Origin of the sequence: Bradyrhizobium diazoefficiens (assembly GCF_016616235.1) — a bacterium.
Lineage (GTDB): Bacteria > Pseudomonadota > Alphaproteobacteria > Rhizobiales > Xanthobacteraceae > Bradyrhizobium > Bradyrhizobium diazoefficiens_H.
In genome coordinates this window covers 4,980,870-5,000,715 of sequence record NZ_CP067100.1, presented here as the reverse complement: position 1 = coordinate 5,000,715, position 19,846 = coordinate 4,980,870, and the positions used below count along the sequence as shown (strand labels likewise).

The window sequence follows — 19,846 nt, the reverse complement described above, 5'->3', positions numbered from 1 at the left end:
GCCGTGGATTTCGAATTGCCGCAGAAGATTACCGATAAGCTCGCGGAGCTTGATGCGTTCATCGAGGCCGAGATCAAGCCCCTTGAGCGTGACAACATGCAGTTCTTCGACCATCGCCGCGAGAACGCGCGGACCGATTGGGACCAGGACGGCCGTCCTCGTGCCGAGTGGCGCGCGTTGATCGGCGAAATGGAGCGCAGGGCAGACAAAGCAGGGCATCTGCGCTACGGGCTTCCCAAATCCTGCGGCGGGCAGGCCGCTTCCAATCTGGCGATCGCTGCCATTCGCGAGCATCTCGCGGCGCGCGGGCTCGGCTTGCATAACGATCTGCAGGATGAGTCCTCGATCGTCGGCAACTTTCCGATCATTCCCGCGCTCGCCGATTACGGCAGCGAGGAACAGAAGAGCTATATCGAAGGAATCATAAGCGGAAAGAAGCATCTGTCCTTCGGCCTAACCGAGCCCGGACACGGCAGCGATGCGACCTGGTTGGAAACCACCGCGGTGAGAGACGGCGTGCACTGGATCATCAACGGGCGCAAGCGCTGGAACAGCCAAGTTGCGAGAGCCCACGCCAATCTGATCTTCGCGCGAACGTCGGGAAAGCCGGGCGATGCCAAGGGTATCACCGCGTTCATCGTCCCCACCGACGCGCCCGGCCACAATGTCCTGTACAACCATTGGACATTCAATATGCCGAGCGATCACGCGGAGACCGAGCTGAAGGACGTGCGCGTGCCCGACAGCGCCATCCTTCACAAGGAGGGCGAAGGTCTCGTGGTCGCTCAGCGCTTCGTGCACGAGAACAGGATTCGGCAGGCGGCCGCCAGCGCCGGCGCCGCGCGCTACTGCATCCAGGAAACGGTCAAATACGCAAACACGAGAGTGGCCTTCGGTGAGCCCCTCGCCAAGAAGCAGGCGGTTCAATTCCCGCTCGTTGAGCTGTGGGCGGAATACCAGATGGTGCGGAATTTCATCTTCCGTACGGCCTGGCAGATGGACAGGCAGAATCCGCTGCAGATCAGCGACATGGTCTCGATCTGCAATTTCCGGGCAAATCGCTTGTGCTGCGAGGCGGCGGACCGTGCCATGCAAGTCCATGGGGGCATGGGATATAGCCGTGCCCTGCCGTTCGAGCACATCTATCGTCACCATCGTCGGTACCGGATCACGGAGGGGACGGAGGAGGTCCAGATGCGGCGCGTGGCCCAGTACTTGTTCGGCTTCAGCGGCAAGCGCGCGAACTAACCAGCATGAGCGCCCCAGTCGCAGATCGCAATGTCGATTTTGATATCGGCCGCCTGGACGACTACCTGAAGTCCTGGTTCGGCGGCACGGCTCGCACGGAAGTCGAGCGGACCAGCGGCGGCATGTCAAATCCGACCTATTTCGTCACGCGGGGCGACTGGCGCGGTGTGCTGAGGAAGCAGCCGGGGAGTGTCCTCATGCCCTCGGCGCACGCCATTGATCGTGAATATCGGGTGCTGACCGCTTTGCAGGGCAGTGACGTGAAGACGCCCAGGCCCTACCGTTACTGCGAGGACCGCGAAGTCCTCGGCACGCCGTTCTATCTGATGGAGTGGCTGGACGGGCGTGTCTTTCAGGAATTTGCCCTCAACGGCCTCACTCCGGCTGAACGTACCGAATGTTATCGCTCGATGTGCGCGACGCTGGCTGCGATCCATCGTCTCGACTATCAGAAGCTCGGGCTTGGCGACTTCGGTCGGCCGGGAAACTACTTCGCTCGCCAGTTCACGCGTTGGTCGTCGCAATGGCAGCAGTTCCGGCGCGGTGACGACGATAATCCGGACCTGGACAAGATCGTCAGGTGGCTGGGAGAGCGCGTTCCGGAGAGCCAGACACTTGCACTGTGCCACGGCGATTTCCGCATCGCCAATGTGATGTTCGACGCAAAGGAGCCGCGCGTCATCGGCGTCCTCGACTGGGAGCTGTCGACGCTGGGTCATCCCCTGGTCGATTTGGCATTCAACAGTCAGGCCTATCAGATGGCGCCCGATGAGAACGGCGGCCTGCTCGGCCTTCCACTGGATGAGCTCGGGATTCCCGCCGAGCAAGACTATCTCGAGCGCTACTATGAATTGTCGGACGCACGGGAGCGGTTGGGGCGGTTTCACCAGGTGTTCGCGATGTTCCGTGGAGCTGTCGGCAGTGCGGGCGTCGCCGTACGCGGTGACCAGGGCAACAACGTCTTGCCCGACGCGGCGCGGATTGGGCGCAAGCTAGCGCGTGCCTATGCCAAGCGAGGGCTCGACTTGATCGAGGAGGGTGGCGACCGTGAGTGAGCAAGGCGCCATGAGCGTTGAGGAAGCGATCCGGACGAGGCGCTCGGTCCGGGGCTTTCTCCAGCGTGAGGTTCCGGACGATGTCCTGCGCAAGATCTTTGCGCTTGCGCAGTGGTCGCCGTCAAACTGCAATGTCCAGCCCTGGACGCCTCACGTCGTCTCGGGGCAGTCGTTGAAGCGGCTTCGTGAGGTCCTGACGTCGGCAGGGATGCGCGACGAGCCGATCAAGCCAGACTGGCCGGCCGACGGCGTTTACACCGGCATTTATCGTGAGCGTCAGGTCGATGCGGCGAGGACGTTGTACGGGGCCATGGGCGTCGAGCGTCACGATGCCGTCGGCCGGAAGATGGCCTATATCCGCAACCACGCGTTCTTCGACGCGCCCCATGCGGTGTTCATCTTCATGTCCGAGCCGTTCGATACGCGTGAAGCGACCGATATCGGCATGTATGCGCAGAGCGTGATGCTTCTGCTGACGGCGCATGGAATTGCGTCCTGCGCGCAAGGGGCTCTCGGCCTGTTTCCGGATGTGGTTCGCGACCATCTCGGTGTGCCCTCGAATTTGAAACTGCTCTTTGGAATATCGTTCGGATACGAAGATCCAGACGTGAAAGCGAACACGGCTCGTGTCGGCCGGGCAGAGATCAATGACGTGGTCCAATTCCATCGCTGATCGGGCGAACCCGCTCGGGATCGTCGGAGCCGGCCTCATGGGGGGCGGCATCGCTCAGGCCATCGCGGCCTCCGGGCGGCAGGTCGTCCTTTGCGCGAGGAATGCGGATCGGGCGTCAGACACGAAAGCGCGCATCCGAACGTCGGTCGAGCGTCAGGTCAGCCGAGGTCGGATGTCGGAGGACAAGGGCCGTCGGATTGTGGACCTGATCGCAGTCAGCCCCTTCACGCCTCAAGAGTTGAGCCGCTGCGGCCTTGTCATTGAAAGCGTGGCAGAAGACCGGCCCACGAAAGAGGACGTGCTGCAGCAGATCGAACGGGCGGTCACCATCGACACGGTCGTGGCGACGAATACGTCGGGGCTCCCGGTGTCAGGACTCGCTACGGCGCTGCGCTGTCCGGAGCGGTTCTTGGGACTGCACTTCTTCTCCCCGGCCGAACGCATGCCCCTGGTCGAGGTCGTCCGGGGAGAGCGAACCTCGGGGCGTGCCTTGCGGGACGGCCTTGCCTTGGTGAAGGCGATCGGCAAGGTGCCGATCGTCGTCCGCGATGGTCCATCCTTCTTCGCGACACGCGTCTTTGCCGCCTATCTCGATGAGGCGGTCTGCATGCTGCAGGAGGGCGTCGAAGCCGAGCGTATCGATATGGCCGCGATCGCCGTCGGCCGTGCAATCGGCCCGTTGGCAACACTGGATGAGACTGGGATCACGCTGAATTTGCAGCAGGCGAAGCAGGCCCGCGCCGACGGCCAGCAAGCCCGCTTCTGTCGGCCTTTGGCCGAGCCGGTGCTCAAAGTCCTTGCCGAGAGCGGGCGATGCGGTCGCGGTCGCGGCGGCGGTTTCTACAATTGGCCGGCAAGCGGCGAACGCGCCCCATGGGCCGGTCTCGGTTCGCTTTATCCGCGAGCAGACGGTCAGCCGGACGGCCGGGCCGTGGAACTGCGCCTGCTCGCGGCAGAAGCGCGCGAGGCCATGCGCTGTCTCGAGGAGGGCACCATCTCCAGCGCGGATGACGCCGATACGGCCTCGGTTCTCGGTCTCGGATTCCCAAAATCCTCGGGAGGAATTGCGAGCTGGGTCGAGACATTCGGGATCAGCCAATTCGTCGAATTGTGCAGCAGGCTCGCGGCTGCTCATGGCGAACGGTTCGCGCCAAGTCCTTGGCTGCACGAACTCGCGCGCGGTGGCACTGGATTGTCGAAATATCGAAAGACGGAGAGTGAATCGTGACGGGACCGCTCGATGGTTTTCGGGTCGTTGAAATGGGAGGCATCGGCCCCGCGCCGTTCGCTTGCGCGCTGCTGGGAGATCTCGGAGCGGACGTGTTGCGGATCGATCGCATTCTTAAGCCGGGAAGCGAGCCGGAACTGCCGCCGCAGTTCGACTTCTACAATCGGAGCAAACGCTCGATCGCGTTGGACGTGAAGAAGCCGGAGGCGGTCGCGACGATCCTCAAGCTGCTGGGGCAAGCGGACATCCTCGTGGAGGGATTTCGTCCGGGCGTGATGGAACGACTGGGATTGGGACCGGAGACGTGCCACGCCGCTAATCCGTCGCTGGTCTACGCACGCATGACGGGCTGGGGGCAGTCCGGACCGCTGGCGAGGGAGGCCGGCCATGACATCAATTACCTGGCGCTGACGGGTGCGCTGCACTGCCTCGGCGACGATGATCGGCCGCCGCCGCCGCCGCTCAACCTGGTGGCCGATCTGGGCGGAGGCGCTCTTTATCTCGTCGTCGGCGTACTGGCGGCGGCATGGGAAGCGAAGCGATCAGGACGCGGGCAGACGATCGACGTCGCCATGATCGATGGGGTCACCCATCTCATGTCGGCATTCCAGGCCTTTCGCCAGCAAGGCACATGGTCGGAGAAGCGTGCCGACAACATCGTGGATGGTGGAGCGCCATTCTACCGTACGTATGAGACCAAAGATGGGAGGTACGTCGCTGTCGGCGCGATCGAGCCGCACTTCTACGCCAATCTCGTCGAGGTCATGGGTCTGGATCCGCAGCAGATGCCCGCGCAGAACGATCGACCGGCCTGGCCCATGATGCGAAGCGTGTTCGCGCGCGTCTTTGCGTCGCGGACGAGGGACGAATGGGCTGCGGCAGCCAGCGGGCGTGACGCTTGTCTTTCGCCGGTGCTGACTATCGACGAAGCGCCGTCGCACCCGCAGATGAAGACGCGCGACGTCTACGCTATGTTCGACGGTGTCCGTCATCCGAGTCCGGCGCCCCGGTTTTCGCGCACCGTATCCGAAATCGCGCGACCGGCGTCTCGCCCCGGCGCGGACGGCTACGCTGCCTTGGCGGACTGGGGGATTCCCCCAGGGGATCGTCAGGCGTTGGTGGCTGCCGGCGCGATGGCCGATCTCTGAGACGATTTGGGGTTTTTGGAATGAGAGGTCCGCTGGCAGGCCGGTACGCCTGCTCTCCTGTGACTTGGCCGCCGCTTGATTGCGGCGGCCGATTTTCGGAGCGCGAAAGGCTCGACGATTGACGGAGCGAACCATTCTCAGAACCTGCCGATGCGCCTCGAGCGGAGAACGAACATGGCTGAAAAGCTTCTTGGTGCGACCCGCCTCATTCTCGTCAGGCACGGTGAGCCGGATGAGGGAAATCCGCTGGATCCAGGCGATCCTCCCTTGACCAGCGAGGGAGCGTTGCAGGCGCGCCGTGTGGCCGAATTGCTCGCCGGCGACGGCATCGATCGGATCGTGTCGAGCCCGCAGCGGCGGGCGCGTCTGACGGCGCAGCCATTGGCGTCCCTGACTGATCTGCCGGTCGAAATTATCGAGGAGATTGCCGAGGTCGACTTGCATACCGACCGTTACCGCTCGCCCGAGACCATCAAGCGCGAGTATCCGGAACGATGGACAGAGTTCCTGGCCTCGCCCGCGGCGTTCTTCGGGAAAGATGAGGCCGAATTCAATGCCGCTGTGCTTGGCGCATGCGAGGATCTGCTGGCATCGCGAGCGCGCGCCATAGCGGTCTTCAGCCACGGCACCCCCATCAAAGTTCTGGTGCAGCACGCCCTCGGGCTCGAGAACAGGAACAAGTTGCGGATCAGTCATTGTTCCCTGACACGCATATCCGGCACGACGCTTGCGGACCTGGCGGTCGAATGCATCAACGACGAATATTGCTAGCGTGGCGTTTGCCGATCACGAGCCGCGCGGCGAGCCAATGTCGTCTGTGTTGAAAATGTCCTCCGGGAGCCGCCTTTCATGACAATTCGCATCCTCACAATGGCCTGTCTTGCCGTAGCCGTGACCTTTGCGACGGTGAGTGCGCGAGAGGCCTCGGCGCAGCCCTTTCCTTCACGGCGCGTGACGTTGACGGTGCCGTTTCCGGCCGGCAGTGCGACCGACGGCGTGACCAGGCGCCTCGCCGAGAGCATCCAGAACCAGGCTGGCGTGACGGTCCTGGTGGAGAACAAGCCCGGCGCCGACGGCAATCTCGCGGCGCTGTCGGTGCTGAGGGCGGACGCCGACGGTTACAACGTGTTTGTCACCACGAACTCGACCCACGCCGCCAACGTCAATCTGTTCAACGAGATGCCCTTCGACCCCAAGGCGGATTTTGCGCCGGTTGCGGGTATCATGAGCATACCATTGCTGCTCACCGTCAAGAACGACTTCCCGGCGCGAACCGTCGCAGAATTCGTCGCACTCGCAAAGACGCGCGCGCAACCCTTGTCGTTTGGAAGTGGAAACACCTCGAGCAGGGGCGCCGCCGAACTGTTTCGCTATGACGCCGGCATCAAGATGCAGCACGTGCCCTATCGCGGCATGCCGCAGGCGCTGACGGATCTGCTGAGCGGTCAGATCGACTGTGTTTTCGCCGACCCTGCCAGTGCCCAGGGGTTGATTCAGGATCATCAGCTCCGGGTGCTCGCGGTCACCAGTGGTGAGAGGATTGCGAGCCTGCCGGATGCGCCCACGATGACGGAGATCGGGTTGCAGAGATCGGAGCTGACCGCCTGGGTCGGCGTCTTCGTGCGGTCGGGGACGCCGGCTGAAGTCATCGATCGACTCAACCGGTTTGTGCGCGCGTTTTTGGAGACCGCGGACACACGCGTCTATCTGGAATCGGTCGGCGCAAAACCGTTCCTGACGACGCCGGCCGAACTCGGCTTGTTCGCCGACGCGGACACCAGGCGATGGGCGCAGATCGTCGAGATCGCGAAGATAGAAAAGAAGTAATTCTACGAGGGCGCCGCACGCATAGCGGGCTCACATCGTCAAGCGAGCCGTACCGCGATCGAGCACAATAACATTGCGCTCGACGGCGATCGCGCGAAAACGGATTTCGCCGCGGGATGGGAAAAACTCGGTACGGATCGTCTCGCCCGGGAATACGGGGCGGCTGAAACGAACTGAAAGCGATTGGAGCCGCTCCGGAGCGTTGCTGGCGAAGGCGGACAGGATGGCACGGGTCGCGATCCCGAATGTGCAGAGGCCGTGCAGGATGGGCCGCTCGAACCCCGCCTTGCGGGCAGCCTCCGGATCGGCGTGAATTGGATTGTAGTCGCCACTGAGCCGGTAGATTAGCGCCGACTGCGGCAGCGTCGGGATTTCCAGTGTGAGCGACGGCGGACTGTCCGGCAGCGGCGCGACGGACCGGACCGGGTCGCCAAAGCCGCCGCAGCCGCCGTCGCCGCGAAGGAACAGGACCGAGCGGACGGTTGCGAAGCGGGTTCCCGTCACTGCGTCGCTCAAGGTTTTCACGAGGTGAAGAATAGCTCCCTTGTCCACGCCCTTGTCCTCGACCGCGGCGATTTCGTAGTCGCCTCTGACGGAGCCTTCGGGCGGAATCGGATGGTGAATCTCGAAGGTCTGCTCGCCGTGGAGCAATCGGATCCAATCGATGGCCAGTTCGGGCGCCGCGACCCAGCGACCGGGATGCGCAAGAACGCAGCAAATCGACGGGACGGTTTGGAGCCTGTCTTCCAGCACGAAGCGCAATTGCTCGGGATCGAGCGCATCGCAGCCGAAGCCGAGACCGAGCGCGTACAGGATCGTGTCGCGGCGGCTGAAGTCTTGCGAGACGGAGTTGAAGCGGAAATTGCGGACGGCTTCCAAGTTCACGTGATGCTCCGGATTGCGCGGGTTGGCGGTTGCTCTCAACAGAGGCACATTATAGTACGATAGCGTACTAAATAGAATGGCGGATGTACCCGCACCTGCGGATGGGAGCAATGTCATGCGAGGTCTCGATCAGCAGTCGGCGCCGGACGAAGAGTCATGCGGCCGTGGAACGAAGGGGGGAATCCCCAGACGAAATCTCGTAGCTGCCACCTGTATTGCTGTGGCCACGATCGCTTCCTGCGGATGGGGCTCGGCCGCGGACAGGACATACGGACCCGGCGTCAGCGACACCGAGATCAAGATCGGAAACACATCGCCCTACAGTGGACCGGCGTCTGCCTTCAGCATGGTCGCGAAGACGGAGGCGGCCTTTTTCAGGAAGGTCAACGAGGAGGGCGGCATCAACGGCCGCAAGATCACGTTCCTGTCGTACGATGACGGCTACTCGCCGTCCAAGACGGTCGAACAGACCCGTCGGCTGGTCGAGAGCGACGAGGTGCTTCTGGTGTTCAACGCCATGGGGACGGCAACGAACTCCGCCGTCCAGAAGTACCTCAACGCGAAGAAAGTGCCGCAACTGTTCGTGTCGAGCGGCGCCGCGAAGTGGAACGATCCCAGAAATTTCCCGTGGACGATCGGCTTCACGCCCAGCTACGAGACCGAGGCGGAATTCTACGCGAAGTATCTTCTGGAACATCGATCCGATGCGAGGATCGCGATCTTGTTTCAGAACGATGATCTCGGCAAGGATTACGTTCGGGGACTGAAGCGAGGGCTAGGCCCTAAAGCGCAGTCGATGATCGTCACCGAAGAGCCGTTCGACGTGTCGGAGCCAACCATTGACTCCCATCTGGTCAAGCTCAAGGCGACGGGCGCCGACGTGCTCCTCGACGTCGCGACGCCGAAGTTCGCCGCCCAGGTCCTCAAGCGACTGGCGGAAATCGGCTGGCGGCCGTTGCACATTCTGAGCTACGTATCCGCGTCAATCGGTAGCGTGATAAAGCCGGTGGGTATCGAGACCGCCCAGGGAGCGATCTCAGCGGCCTATTTCAAGGACCCGAACGACCCGGCGTGGAAAGCCGACGCCGGGTTTGTCGCATTCAGCGCATTCGTGGACCGGTATATTCCTGCCGCGGACCGTAGCGATACGCTGATCGTCAACGGCTACAATACGGCGCAGGCACTGGTTCATGTGCTGAAGGAGTGCGGCGATGATCTCTCGCGAGAGAACGTCATGAGGGTTGCGGCGAATCTGAAGGATGTCGACCTGGGAATGCTGCTGCCCGGAATTCAGCTGCATACGTCGCCGGACGATTTCGCTCCCATCAAGGACTGGCGGTTGATGCGGTTCGAGGGATCGACGTGGCATCTGCTCGATGCCGGAGGCGGTCCGCCACGCTAGGCTGGCGCCGGGCTGGGGGCGAGACTAGGCGGCGCGTCGTCGCCGTCGCGGCTTCGACTTGGCGACCGGCTCGCCCTTTGTTCCGTCGGACGCGTTGCCGTCGGACAGGGCGAGCAGGTTGTGCTTCATCGCCAGCAGGGCGTGAGAGGCCGCCTCCAGCTCCTTACGGTCGATGCCCTTGGCGATGCTGGCGTTGAACTTGTCGGTCTCCTTGCGGATTCGTTCGAGGAAGCCCTTGGCTTGCTTGGTCACGAAGACACGTTTGACGCGCCGGTCGATCGGATCGGCGTGACGGATCACGAATCCCGACGATTCCAGACGGTCGATCAGGGCCCCCACCGCAACCTTGCCGACATCGAGCTCGTTGGCCAGCTGGACCTGGGGCAAGCCGTCCTTTCGGGAAATGAACGCCAGCACCCACCATTGCGAACGGGTAATTCCGAGCGGGGCGAGGGCGCGATCGAACATCATCCTCCTCAGCCGCGATACGTCATGAATGAGGTATCCGAGTCGCAGATCCCAGGCGGGCTGATCAACCATCCAGTGTCCCTTGGAGCAGGCCCGATGGACCGCTGAGTTCATACCATACACTAGCGTATTTTAAGGGGCGATCAAGACACGGGCCCTTAGCCCTCCGGGGCGAGGCTGGAGGGTATAGCGATGCGCGCGCTGCTCGTCAGTTGAGCTCTTTGGGCGAATAACCGAGAATATGGCGGGCGATGATCAGCCGCTGGATTTCCCCGGTCCCCTCATAGATGTCGAAGATGCGCGCATCGCGAAACAGCTTTTCCAACGGACCGGCAGCGGAGAGACCCGCGGCGCCGAGGACGTCGATGCAGGCCTGGGTGACGCGGCGTGCCAGCATCCCGCCCATGGCTTTGGCCATGGAAGAGTTGACCTTGCCCGGCCCCTCTCGCTGCTCGATCCACTTGGCACGGACCACGGTGAGCCAGGTCGCCTCCCATTCGGCCTCCAGGGAGAGCAGGCGGCCGGCGGCCATCGGTTGCGTGGCCAGCCGCGCGTTGTAGTCGGGCTCGATGCCGGCGTTGCGAAGCTGGGTCCAAGTGTAGTCGAGCGCGGCCCGCGAGACGCCCAGCGCGTAAGCCGCGACGACCGGACGGGATTCGCTGAATGATTGGAGCGTTTTCTTCAGGTCACCGTCGACATGATTGAAGGCCGGAACCTGGCAATCGACGAAGGAAAGCGCCGCAGTATCCTCCCAGCGGATACCCATCTTGCGGATCTGAGGGCCGACATTGAATCCCGCTGTGCCCTTTTCGACGATGAAGGTGGACAGGCGATGCGGCTGCTCCGGGTGCAGCACACGCGCGAGGACGAGGACTGCGTCGCATCCTTCGGCATAGGTGATGAAAATCTTTTCGCCGTTGATGATCCAGTTGCGGCTGACCGGGTCATACCGGGCCGTGGTCCTCACCGAAGCCGGATCGGAGCCGCCAACGGGCTCGGTCAATCCGATGGCGATGGTCCAGTCGTGCCAACGGTCATACTGCTCGGCCGTTCCGGCGATCTTCAGCACGGTGTTACCCAGCGAATATCTGTGCTCGCGGAGTGGAACGCCACCATACCAATCCTCGAGGTACAGGAGCGCGTTGATGATCTTCTGGCCACTGGTCTCATGGACAAAGGCCTCGAGCAGAGCCCGCACGTTGGGGCATCCATCCGCTTCGGGGTAGGCGTGCGGCAGAAGGCTGTCCTCGGCGTTCTCGAAATCGCGGGCGTATTTGGCCGCCAACTTTGCCTGACGACGCGCCTCTTCGATCAATTGGCGGTCGCGCTCGGTGAACTCAAAGCTAATCATCAGGGGTGTCTCCGAATTCCGGCAGTCATGCGCCGACTAGACCATCGAGAACCGACAGGGAGCGGGCGTTCCGGTACCACATCTCCAGCGGAAGGTCCCGGACGAAGCCGTGGCCGCCGAACACCTGCACGCCTTCGTCGGCGATGCGCATCGCGGCATCACTCGCATAAAGCTGCGCCAAGCGCGCGCTGCGCGGCGCTGCGGGATTGCTATCCAACTCGGCCGCCGCTTTCAGTCCCATCCAGCGCATTGCATCGATCGCGACATGCATGTCGGCCAGTTTGAACGCGATGGCCTGCTTGCGAGCGATAGCCTCGCCGTGGACGATGCGGCTCTTAGTGTAAGGGAGAGCGAAATCGAACACGGCGCGTGATAGGCCTGAAAGCATCGCGCAGAGGGCGATCCGGGACGCGTCGCGGATACGTTGGACGTTGGCGCCGGCAGAGCCGCCGAGGCGCATTGATGCGGGAACCGTGACGCCGTTAAACGTGACGGACGCCCAATCGAGGCCGCGTAGCCCAAGTGTGCCTTCGATTTTCGAGACGCGCACGCCGGCGGTATCGAGTGGCACAATGAGCGCCTCGTCACAGCCATCGTACCTGACAAGTGCAAGCAGGTGGCTGCTCTGCTTTGTGAGCAGCACCATCGGCGCGCCGCCTTCCAGCCGAAATCCATCGGCTGTTCGCGTGACGCTGGCTTTCGCCGCAGTGTTCTCAGGCAAGGCGGCGTCGAGCTCGATCACTGCGGCGAACCGCGGGGTATCCGAGACGAACGATGGGAGCAATTCATCGCGCTGCCGATTGGATCCCTGCTCGGCGACGGCCTTGGCGAAGCCGACGGACGCGGCGATGGCAGTCGCCACGGTTGCGTCGCCGGTCGCGAGTTCCTCGAGGACCAGCGCGTTCAGGACAGTCGGCTGCTCCATCGTCCGAAACGCGGGGTCGGCAATCGCCTGCACGATGCCCAGCGCCCAAGCGTCCTTGAGGGTGGAGGAATGGATTTGCGCGGCTTCATCGGCGGCGCGGGCCGCAGGCGCGAGCGAGGATCGCGCCAGGCCGGAGGCGGCGGAGCGGGCGATCTCCTGTTCCTCGCTTAGTTCGAGCGAAATCACGTGAAACTCCTCATGGGCCTGTTAATGCCATTGGCGTCGCGAGTGCGTGGTGACCGCTCTCGTTGATGCTGATGATGCCGATGCTTCCGTCGCTGCGCAGGCGCAGGCGGGTGACCGAGCCGTAACCTGGAAGGAAATGCACGAAGCCGTTCAACGCGAGTGCCTGCGAGAGCACGAGGTTGATGGGCATGCCGTGAGTGAAGATCGCGACCTTCTGCCTTGCGTGGCCTTCGGCTGCGATGGTCCTGAGGGCGCCCAGGACCTCGGCCTGGAAACGATCGGGATCTCCTCCGAGGTAGCGGATCGGGTCCGTCAGGAAGCGCTTCCATTCTGCCTGCCCCAAACTGCGCAGCGTTTCGATGGAGCGATATCGTGCGCCGAACCGGTCAGCCTCGGCCCAGCCATCGACAACGTCGACTGGCCGGGCGAGGCGTTGCGCCAGCGGCTCCGCCGTTTGCCGTGCGCGCTGCAACGGGCTCGCGACGATGCGGTCGATGGCTTCCAGACTGAGAAGATCGGCGATGGCGTCCGCCTGCCGCCGTCCATCGTTGTTCAAGGGCGGATCGCCGGGGTTCGTGGAATCGTTCTCGTCCGGCCGGCCGTGGCGCACAAGAATGATTTTCATAGTCGTCCCAGATGCGCTTCTGCGGCAGCAACCCGCGAGCTGCAGGCTGGGCCGTCATTGTTTTCAAAGATGGTATAGTAGTGAACTAATGTGTCAAGCGAGCGGAGGTACGGCCCTGCTTCCGGTGCGTGGCCGACTATCTCGATATTTCGAGACCATTTGCGAATTACCGACACTCTGCGGCCCGCTGTGCGGACATCGCATGTATGCGTTCCCTGATGTGCGATTTACAGGCTAAGTACGCCAGCGTATCAATTCAACGGCGCGGATCATCGAGGACATGCCATGTCGAAGCCTCTCGCAGGGATTAAGGTGCTGGATTTCTCCAAGGTGCTGGCGGGCCCGCTGTGCAGCCAGTATCTCGGCGACCTCGGGGCCGAGGTCATCAAGGTCGAGATGAAGGGGCAGGGCGACGAAACCAGGGGATGGCCGCCATTTCCTGCGCCAGGCTTCGGAACAGTGTTTCTTAGCGCGAACCGCAACAAGCGCAGCATCGCCATCGATCTCAAGACCGAGCGCGGTCGAGAAATCGCGCACGAACTGGCGAGGACGGCCGACGTTGCGCTCGAGAGTTTCGGCTCGGGCGTCGCCGAGCGTCTCGGAATCGATGCTGCGACACTGCGTCCGCTGAACGAGCGACTGATCCATTGCAGCATCTCGGGCTTCGGCCGGAGTGGTCCTTTGAAGAATGCGCCCGGCTATGACGTGATCCTTCAGGCCTTTTGCGGCGTCATGGCGATGACCGGCGACGAGGGCGGGGGATACATCCGCAGCCCGATCTCACCGATCGACCAGATGACGGGTGTGCATGCCTTCAGCGGGATCCTCGGGCTGCTCTATGCGCGGGAGAAAACCGGGCAGGGCGGAACGGTTCAGGTGTCGCTGTTCGAGACCGCGATGGGGCTGCTCGGTTACAACCTGCAGACCTTTTGGGAACGCGGCGTCCAGCCGGCAAAATGCGGCTCGAGCCACGAGTCGCTGTGCCCCTATCAGGCCTTCGAAACCGGCGATGGGCCGATCATGATCGGCGTGGCGAACGACAATCTGTGGCGGAAGTTCTGCGGCGTCGTGGGGCTCACGGAGATCGTGGACGATCCGCATTTCCGAACCAATGCCGACCGGGTTCAAAACAGGGCGGAAACGCTCCGTCGGGTGCAGCAAGCGCTGATGTCGCGCTCCGCCGTGGCATGGAACGAGGCGCTGGCGGCCGCCGGCGTGCCCTGTTCGCCGATCAACTCCCTTGCCCAGGTGCTGAGACATCCTCATACAGACGCCAGCGGGATCATCGTCGAATATGATCATGCCGCGGCCGGGCATCTGAAGGGCGTGGGACACCCCGTCCGCATCAATGGCCAGGCGCGGACCGCGGGAAGGCCGCCGCCTGCGCTCGGCCAGCATACGGATGAAGTGCTGTCCGAACTCGGCATCCCGTCGGAGCGGATCGAGTCGTTGCGCGGCGAGGGCATCATCGGATGAGCCGTGCGCGCACAAGGATGAGCGAGGGAGGATATCGATGAGCGAGCCAACGGCGAACAGTTTCACCACGATCATAGTCGAGGAGCGAGCCGGGATCGACATTGTGTCGTTGAACCGGCCGGAGACGCTGAATGCGGTGACGCCGGCGATGGTCGGAGAGCTGACCGCGTACTTTTCGTCGCTGCACGACAAGCTTAGGACACGTGTGGTGATCCTTCGTGCCAACGGCCGCGCATTTTGCGCCGGCGCGGAGCTTGGTTCAGAGGCTTTCGCCAAGCCTGGAGAGGGGCGGCCGCAGCGCCAACTGCGAATGCAGCAGCAATACTCCGGCGTCATTCGCCTGATGAGGAGCTGTCCTCAGCCCATCGTCGCACTGGTTCAGGGTGCGGCGTGCGGGGCCGGCTTTTCCCTGGCGCTCGCCGCCGACGTCCGCTTCGCCTCCTCGCATGCGCGGATGAACGCCGCCTATATTCGTGTGGGGGTCGGCGGCTGCGACATGGGATCGGGCTATCTGCTGCCGCGATTGATCGGATTGTCAGTGGCTTCGGAGCTGCTGTTGAGCGGCCGATTCATCGCGGCCGAAAGAGCCAAGGCGGTGGGATTGGTCAGCGACGTCGTCCCTGCCGACCAATTGATGGCGACGGGTCTGGCCTATGCCGCCGACCTGCTACGCACTGCCCCGATGGGCTTGCGCATGACAAAGCAGACGCTCAACGCGCTGATCGACGCGCCGGGCCTGGAGACCGCGCTCGCCATGGAAGACCGTCAGCAGGTGATGCTGCTCGAAACCGCCGATCACCGCGAAGCGGTGGCCGCGTTCCGGGGGAAGCGGGAGCCGAGCTATCGCGATCTCTAGAATGGGACGCGAGCTTCGTGCTTCGCGCCCGCCGGCAACGCCTGAGGCGTTGGTCCGGCGGGCGCTGAGCGACCGTCAGTATGCGGATGCTTCGCGTAGGCCGAAAGCACCGGGGCCGCCCAGATAGGCGGGATAACCAAGCTCGCGTACGACGGCGTAGTCCGCCATGCGAAGCTGCTCCGCGGTCAAATCGAATGTCAGCGGGAGGACCGCCTGGCTCAGGCGCTGCATCAGCGCTAGCGCGGGGTGGCGCCGAGAATCCTGATCCGATTGGTCCAGCCAATAGCCCGCGCCTGCAGTGCGCCGAAGCGCCGGAACGCTCGGCAAACCGGGACGCGCGAAACCGAGCGTCGCGAGGAGTTCGTCACTGGGGTGCGCCTCCTCGAGCGCCGATTTCGTCGTGGTCACGAAATCTGCGATGAAGGCAGGCAGTTCGCCGGACTTTGCCATCCGATCATGATCGGTTCGACCGAGGAAGAGGGTCTGGATCATGTTGCGAGCTTCCGCCCGCTGGATCAGATGGGAGAAGATCGCCATTTCGCTGCGAATGGCGCCATCGAAACATTGCGGCAGGCCGAACTCGACGCAGTCGAGGATCGCAAGGGGCGCTGGATAGTGCCCCAGCGTCTCCGAAAGCACGCGCTCGCGGACGGGGCCGAGAAGCTTGCTCACGTCGAGCGGCGACGGATCCTTCCAATCCGCGCGATCCCACGGTTGCTGCGTCGTTGGCGTCGAGAGCAGCCAGGATTCCGCCGCCGCGACTTCTTCGCCGGCGGCGACAAGGGCATCGACGAGGCCGCCTTCTAGAGCTGCAGTGCCTGACAGCCTCGCTCCCTCCAGGAGCACCGGGAGAGCGCGCTCGACGCCGATCAGCCGCGGCAGGCGCTGAGTACCGCCCCCGCCCGGCAAGAGGCCGACCAGGGATTCAGGCAGACCGAGCGCGGCCCGCGGATCATTGGTCAGCACGCGGTAGTGGGTACCGAGCGCAAGCTCGCAGCCGCCGCCGAGGGCGAGGCCCGTGATGGCGGACGCGACGGGCTTGCCACAGCTTTCCAGGGCGCGGATGGCTAGGCTCAGGCGAAAGAAATGATCGTAAGCGACATTGAAGCGAGCGTGAGCAGGCTTCGCCATGATCATGTCGTAGGCGACGCCGAGCTCGGCGAGGTCGGCGCCGGCGCAGAATGCGCTGCTCTTGCCGGATCGAACGAGGACGCCTCGTACGTCGCTCTGCGCGAGCCAGCGGGCAAACGCGGCAAGCTCGACGATGGCGGTTTCCGAAAACACGTTCATCGTGCGGCCGGGCGCGTCGAATATGAAGTGAACAAGGCCGTTGTCTTTCAGTTCTAGCCGGAACTGTTTGAGCTTGGGCGCAGCCAGCGTCATGGAATATCCTTTGTCTTCTTGAGGGGAGCGAGGCGTACGGAGCGGTCAAAATCCGACCCGGTCGCCACCCTTGAGCGAGAGGATTTCGCGAGCGTCGTCGGCGGTCGCCGCTTCCAGGCCGAGCCCTTCGATAATCTTGCGAACCTGATGCACCTGCGTCGCGTTCGAGGTGGCGAGCTGACCGGCGCCGACCCACAAGCTGTCTTCGAGACCGACACGGACGTGCCCGCCCATGGACGCAGCCATCGCCGCGACGGGCATCTGGTTGCGGCCTGCGCCAAGCACGGACCAGCGGTAGGAATTTCCGAACAGACGATCGGCCGTACGCTTCATGTGCATGACGTCGTCGGGGTGCGCGCCGATGCCGCCGAGCAGGCCGAAGCAGGTCTGGATGAACAGGGGCGCCTGAACCAGGCCTTCGGTGAAGAAGTAATGCAGATTGTAGAGATGGCTGGTGTCGTAACACTCGAACTCGTAGCGCGCCCCGGTCGCGTTCAACGTTTCAAGGGCATAGCGAATGTCCTTGAAGCTGTTTCGGAACACCAGGTCGTGGGAGCCTTCAAGCATGGCCGGCTCCCAAGCGTGCTTGAACTCCTTGTAGCGCTTCAGCATCGGGAAGAGGCCGAAATTCATCGAGCCCATGTTCAAAGAAGCAACCTCGGGCCGCCACTTGGCCGCGGGACGAACGCGTTCCTCGACGGCCATGTACGGCGAGCCGCCCGTCGTGAGGTTCACCACCACGTTCGACGACTGCTTGATCACGCGCAGGAACGGCTCGAATGCCTCGGGGCTCTGATCGGGCCGGCCGTCCTCGGGATTGCGGGCATGCAGATGGACGATGGCGGCGCCGGCGTCGGCCGCCTCGAGGGCTGAGCTCGCAATCTGTTCTGCGGTCACCGGCAGATGCGGCGACATCGACGGCGTATGGATGGAGCCGGTGATGGCGCAACTGATGATGACTTTGTTCTTCGCCATGATGTGTATCCTCCCACTTAGAATCTGGACTCGAAGGCGGTCCAGCTGTTCGACAAAGTGTCGCGATGATGTTCCGCGGCAATCTTGATGAGGGCCTCGGCCCGGTCGCGATGAGAGAGCCCGCGGAGGTCGGCCGCGCCGTTCTCGGTGACGATGATGTCGGTGTCCATGCGCCCGAGCGATACGGGACCGGCGCCGCCATTCGGTCCGACGATGCGGCTGATGGCACCTCCGGCGGCAGTCGCCGGAAGTGCGATAATCCGCAGACCGCCGCCGCACCAGGCGCCGCGCGCAAAGTCCGAGGCGCCGCCCGGGCCCGAGGTGAGGCCTTGAGCCGTCATCTCGGCATAGACCTGACCAAACAGGTCGACCTCGATCGCGGAATTGACCGCCACGAACCGATCGATATCGGCGACGACCCTCGGATCATGGGTGCTGGAGACGGGCGTGAACGCGAATGAGGAGCTGGAGACGGCGGAATAGAGCCGTTGAGAGCCGATGGCGACGCCGCCGGTGACAGCGCAGCCGGGGGCGAGGGCACCTGCGTCAGCGAGATCGAGGACAGCATCTCCGATCAGTCCGGAATGGATCCTGATGTCGCGGTGGCGGGTCAAAGCGTGCAGCACTGCGGTCGGGATCTTTCCGAGGCCGGTCTGCACAGTCCCGCCGTTCGGAATGAACCCAGCGACCTGGCTGGCGATGGTTTGGGCGACCGGGTCCGGAGTGCCCTCGGTGAAACCGAGCAGGCGCTGTTCTGCCTCGATCACCGCTTTCAGCTCGGAGAAGGGAATCCCGTGATGGCCTCGCGTTCTCGGCATCAGCGGATTGATGTGCGCGATCCGAACGGGGATGCGAGGCCATACGTCAACAAGAAAGTCCGCAATCGGGCCAAAACTGCACAGCCCATTTTCGTCCGGCGGGGCCACCATGAAAAGCGCGGCGTCAATCTGGATAGTTCGCAAGCGGGTGAGAATATCGCCATAACAAAGCGGAAAGAATGAAACCGCTGCGCCCGCGGCCTTGAGCTCGGGCGTCATGAAGAACGTCTCCACCCGACAGCGTGGATTGGCGAGGTAGGTCCGGGTGTTGAGGTTGGGGACGAAGATGCCGGTAAACGTCATTGCCCCGAGGGCTTCGCCGGCGCGCATGACCGCGTCGGCGAGAAGGAGAGATTCACCGGAACACGCCGCGACCAGGGTGCGCCCGGCCGGGGGCAGGACGGAAGCGAGCGAAGCAGAGTCAATGTAGCGCGGCGCCACGCTCGCTCTCCCGCCGATCACTTTACGTATTTATGGAAGTCGGGCTTGCGCTTCTCGTTGAAGGCACGCACACCTTCCTTTGATTCTTCGGTCTCGTAGAATAGCTTCACGGAATAAAGCGCGGCCATGCTGATGCCGCGAATGTTCTCGCTGTCGGCATTGAAAGAACGCTTGGCGAGAGCGAGAGCCGTCGGCGAACGCTCCGCAAGTGTGTCCGTCCAGATCTTGACCGCGGCATCCAGCTCCGCCGTGGGGACCACCTTGTTCACAAGGCCCATTTCGTAGGCTTGCTGTGCGCTATAGCGCTCGTTCAGGTACCAGATCTCTCTTGCGCGCTTATCGCCGACATGCCGGGCGAGCAGGGCGGTGCCCCAACCCGGATCGACCGATCCGACCTTCGGTCCCACCTGGCCAAAAACGGCGGTGTCCGCCGCGATCGTGAGATCGCACAGAGTCGCGAAAACATTGCCGCCGCCGATGGCAAAGCCGTTCACGCGGGCGATCACCGGCTTCGGAACATCGCGGATGATCGACTGGAATTCGTCGATGGGGAGACCTACGATGCCACGGCCATCATACTGCCCTTCATGGGCGCTTTGATCGCCGCCGGTGCAGAAGGCCTTGTCGCCAGCCCCGGTCAGAACGATGCTCGACACGCCCTTGTCGTCGCCGGCGATCTGGAACGCGCGGATGAGCTCATCGATCGTCTTGGCGCGGAAAGCGTTGTAGAGCTTCGGGCGATTGATGATGATCCAGACGGCGCGATCGCGCTTTTCGTAGATGATGTCTTCGAAGGTCGGCAGATCTGTCATGGTTTCCTCTCTTGCGCGCACGACAGGGCGCGCTGCTGCGTCGAAGGTCAGGATGGTGAGGGCC

At 63.2% G+C, this 19,846-nt stretch carries 19 protein-coding genes; 10 read left to right on the top strand and 9 right to left on the bottom strand.

Features of this window, described 5'->3' with window-relative positions; all coding sequences use genetic code 11:
• Positions 1 to 3: 3 nt before the first annotated feature.
• The 7 genes from JJB99_RS23920 (at position 4) to JJB99_RS23890 (ending at position 7,179) form a co-directional block, all read left to right on the top strand.
• Positions 4 to 1,248 carry an acyl-CoA dehydrogenase family protein gene (locus JJB99_RS23920; protein ID WP_200494747.1) on the top strand — a complete coding sequence of 415 codons (1,245 nt, stop codon included), beginning with the start codon at positions 4 to 6 and terminating at the stop codon, positions 1,246 to 1,248.
• A gap of 5 nt (positions 1,249 to 1,253) precedes the next feature.
• Positions 1,254 to 2,303 (top strand): phosphotransferase family protein, encoded by a 1,050-nt coding sequence (locus JJB99_RS23915; protein ID WP_200494746.1) that lies wholly within the window; start codon positions 1,254 to 1,256, stop codon positions 2,301 to 2,303.
• 10 nt (positions 2,304 to 2,313) lie between these two features.
• Positions 2,314 to 2,976 (top strand): nitroreductase, encoded by a 663-nt coding sequence (locus tag JJB99_RS23910; RefSeq protein WP_246775322.1) that lies wholly within the window; start codon positions 2,314 to 2,316, stop codon positions 2,974 to 2,976.
• Complete coding sequence (locus tag JJB99_RS23905) at positions 2,951 to 4,204, top strand: 3-hydroxyacyl-CoA dehydrogenase (protein WP_200494744.1); 1,254 nt, start codon at positions 2,951 to 2,953, stop codon at positions 4,202 to 4,204. Before JJB99_RS23910 ends, JJB99_RS23905 begins: the two co-directional genes overlap by 26 nt.
• Positions 4,201 to 5,352 carry a CaiB/BaiF CoA transferase family protein gene (locus tag JJB99_RS23900; RefSeq protein ID WP_246774959.1) on the top strand — a complete coding sequence of 384 codons (1,152 nt, stop codon included), beginning with the start codon at positions 4,201 to 4,203 and terminating at the stop codon, positions 5,350 to 5,352. The genes JJB99_RS23905 and JJB99_RS23900 overlap by 4 nt, the downstream gene beginning before the upstream one ends.
• 174 nt (positions 5,353 to 5,526) lie before the next feature.
• On the top strand, positions 5,527 to 6,123 hold the full coding sequence (locus tag JJB99_RS23895; protein WP_200494743.1) for a histidine phosphatase family protein: 597 nt from the start codon (positions 5,527 to 5,529) through the stop codon (positions 6,121 to 6,123).
• 78 nt (positions 6,124 to 6,201) lie between these two features.
• Positions 6,202 to 7,179 carry a Bug family tripartite tricarboxylate transporter substrate binding protein gene (locus JJB99_RS23890; protein WP_200494742.1) on the top strand — a complete coding sequence of 326 codons (978 nt, stop codon included), beginning with the start codon at positions 6,202 to 6,204 and terminating at the stop codon, positions 7,177 to 7,179.
• Between the two features lie 30 nt (positions 7,180 to 7,209).
• On the opposite strand, the gene JJB99_RS23885 is transcribed toward JJB99_RS23890, so the two are convergent.
• Positions 7,210 to 8,058 (bottom strand): MaoC/PaaZ C-terminal domain-containing protein, encoded by an 849-nt coding sequence (locus tag JJB99_RS23885; RefSeq protein ID WP_200494741.1) that lies wholly within the window; start codon positions 8,056 to 8,058, stop codon positions 7,210 to 7,212.
• A 121-nt stretch (positions 8,059 to 8,179) separates the two neighbouring features.
• Between JJB99_RS23885 and JJB99_RS23880 the strand changes: the two genes are divergently transcribed.
• A complete protein-coding gene (locus JJB99_RS23880; protein ID WP_200494740.1) occupies positions 8,180 to 9,466 on the top strand; it encodes an ABC transporter substrate-binding protein in 1,287 nt (428 codons plus the stop codon).
• Positions 9,467 to 9,490: 24 nt separating this feature from the next.
• Here the strand turns inward: JJB99_RS23880 and JJB99_RS23875 are convergent, their stop codons facing one another.
• The 4 genes from JJB99_RS23875 to JJB99_RS23860 all read right to left on the bottom strand — a co-directional run bounded on the left by JJB99_RS23875 (position 9,491) and on the right by JJB99_RS23860 (position 13,021).
• On the bottom strand, positions 9,491 to 9,934 hold the full coding sequence (locus JJB99_RS23875; RefSeq protein ID WP_210347627.1) for a MarR family winged helix-turn-helix transcriptional regulator: 444 nt from the start codon (positions 9,932 to 9,934) through the stop codon (positions 9,491 to 9,493).
• 208 nt (positions 9,935 to 10,142) lie between these two features.
• Positions 10,143 to 11,249 (bottom strand): acyl-CoA dehydrogenase family protein, encoded by a 1,107-nt coding sequence (locus JJB99_RS23870; RefSeq protein ID WP_200494738.1) that lies wholly within the window; start codon positions 11,247 to 11,249, stop codon positions 10,143 to 10,145.
• Between the two features lie 61 nt (positions 11,250 to 11,310).
• Positions 11,311 to 12,396 (bottom strand): acyl-CoA dehydrogenase family protein, encoded by a 1,086-nt coding sequence (locus tag JJB99_RS23865; protein WP_200494737.1) that lies wholly within the window; start codon positions 12,394 to 12,396, stop codon positions 11,311 to 11,313.
• A gap of 10 nt (positions 12,397 to 12,406) precedes the next feature.
• Entirely contained in the window at positions 12,407 to 13,021 is a 615-nt protein-coding gene (locus JJB99_RS23860) for a histidine phosphatase family protein (protein ID WP_210347626.1), read from the bottom strand.
• Positions 13,022 to 13,306: 285 nt separating this feature from the next.
• Here JJB99_RS23860 and JJB99_RS23855 point away from each other — a divergent pair, with 285 nt between their 5' ends.
• Both JJB99_RS23855 and JJB99_RS23850 read left to right on the top strand, forming a co-directional pair.
• A complete protein-coding gene (locus tag JJB99_RS23855) occupies positions 13,307 to 14,497 on the top strand; it encodes a CaiB/BaiF CoA transferase family protein (protein ID WP_200494735.1) in 1,191 nt (396 codons plus the stop codon).
• Between the two features lie 103 nt (positions 14,498 to 14,600).
• A complete protein-coding gene (locus JJB99_RS23850) occupies positions 14,601 to 15,353 on the top strand; it encodes an enoyl-CoA hydratase/isomerase family protein (RefSeq protein WP_246775321.1) in 753 nt (250 codons plus the stop codon).
• Positions 15,354 to 15,428: 75 nt separating this feature from the next.
• On the opposite strand, the gene JJB99_RS23845 is transcribed toward JJB99_RS23850, so the two are convergent.
• The 4 genes from JJB99_RS23845 to JJB99_RS23830 all read right to left on the bottom strand — a co-directional run bounded on the left by JJB99_RS23845 (position 15,429) and on the right by JJB99_RS23830 (position 19,782).
• The gene (locus tag JJB99_RS23845; RefSeq protein ID WP_246775320.1) at positions 15,429 to 16,643 is read right to left on the bottom strand and encodes an enoyl-CoA hydratase-related protein; all 1,215 of its coding nucleotides are present in this window, start codon (positions 16,641 to 16,643) and stop codon (positions 15,429 to 15,431) included.
• Positions 16,644 to 16,781: 138 nt separating this feature from the next.
• The gene (locus JJB99_RS23840; protein ID WP_200494732.1) at positions 16,782 to 17,711 is read right to left on the bottom strand and encodes a 3-keto-5-aminohexanoate cleavage protein; all 930 of its coding nucleotides are present in this window, start codon (positions 17,709 to 17,711) and stop codon (positions 16,782 to 16,784) included.
• 17 nt (positions 17,712 to 17,728) lie between these two features.
• Positions 17,729 to 18,970, bottom strand: a complete 1,242-nt coding sequence (locus tag JJB99_RS23835; RefSeq protein WP_200494731.1) for an acetyl-CoA hydrolase/transferase family protein — start codon at positions 18,968 to 18,970, stop codon at positions 17,729 to 17,731.
• Between the two features lie 17 nt (positions 18,971 to 18,987).
• Positions 18,988 to 19,782, bottom strand: coding sequence for an enoyl-CoA hydratase-related protein (locus tag JJB99_RS23830; protein ID WP_200494730.1), 795 nt, complete (start codon positions 19,780 to 19,782; stop codon positions 18,988 to 18,990).
• Between the last annotated feature and the right edge of the window lie 64 nt (positions 19,783 to 19,846).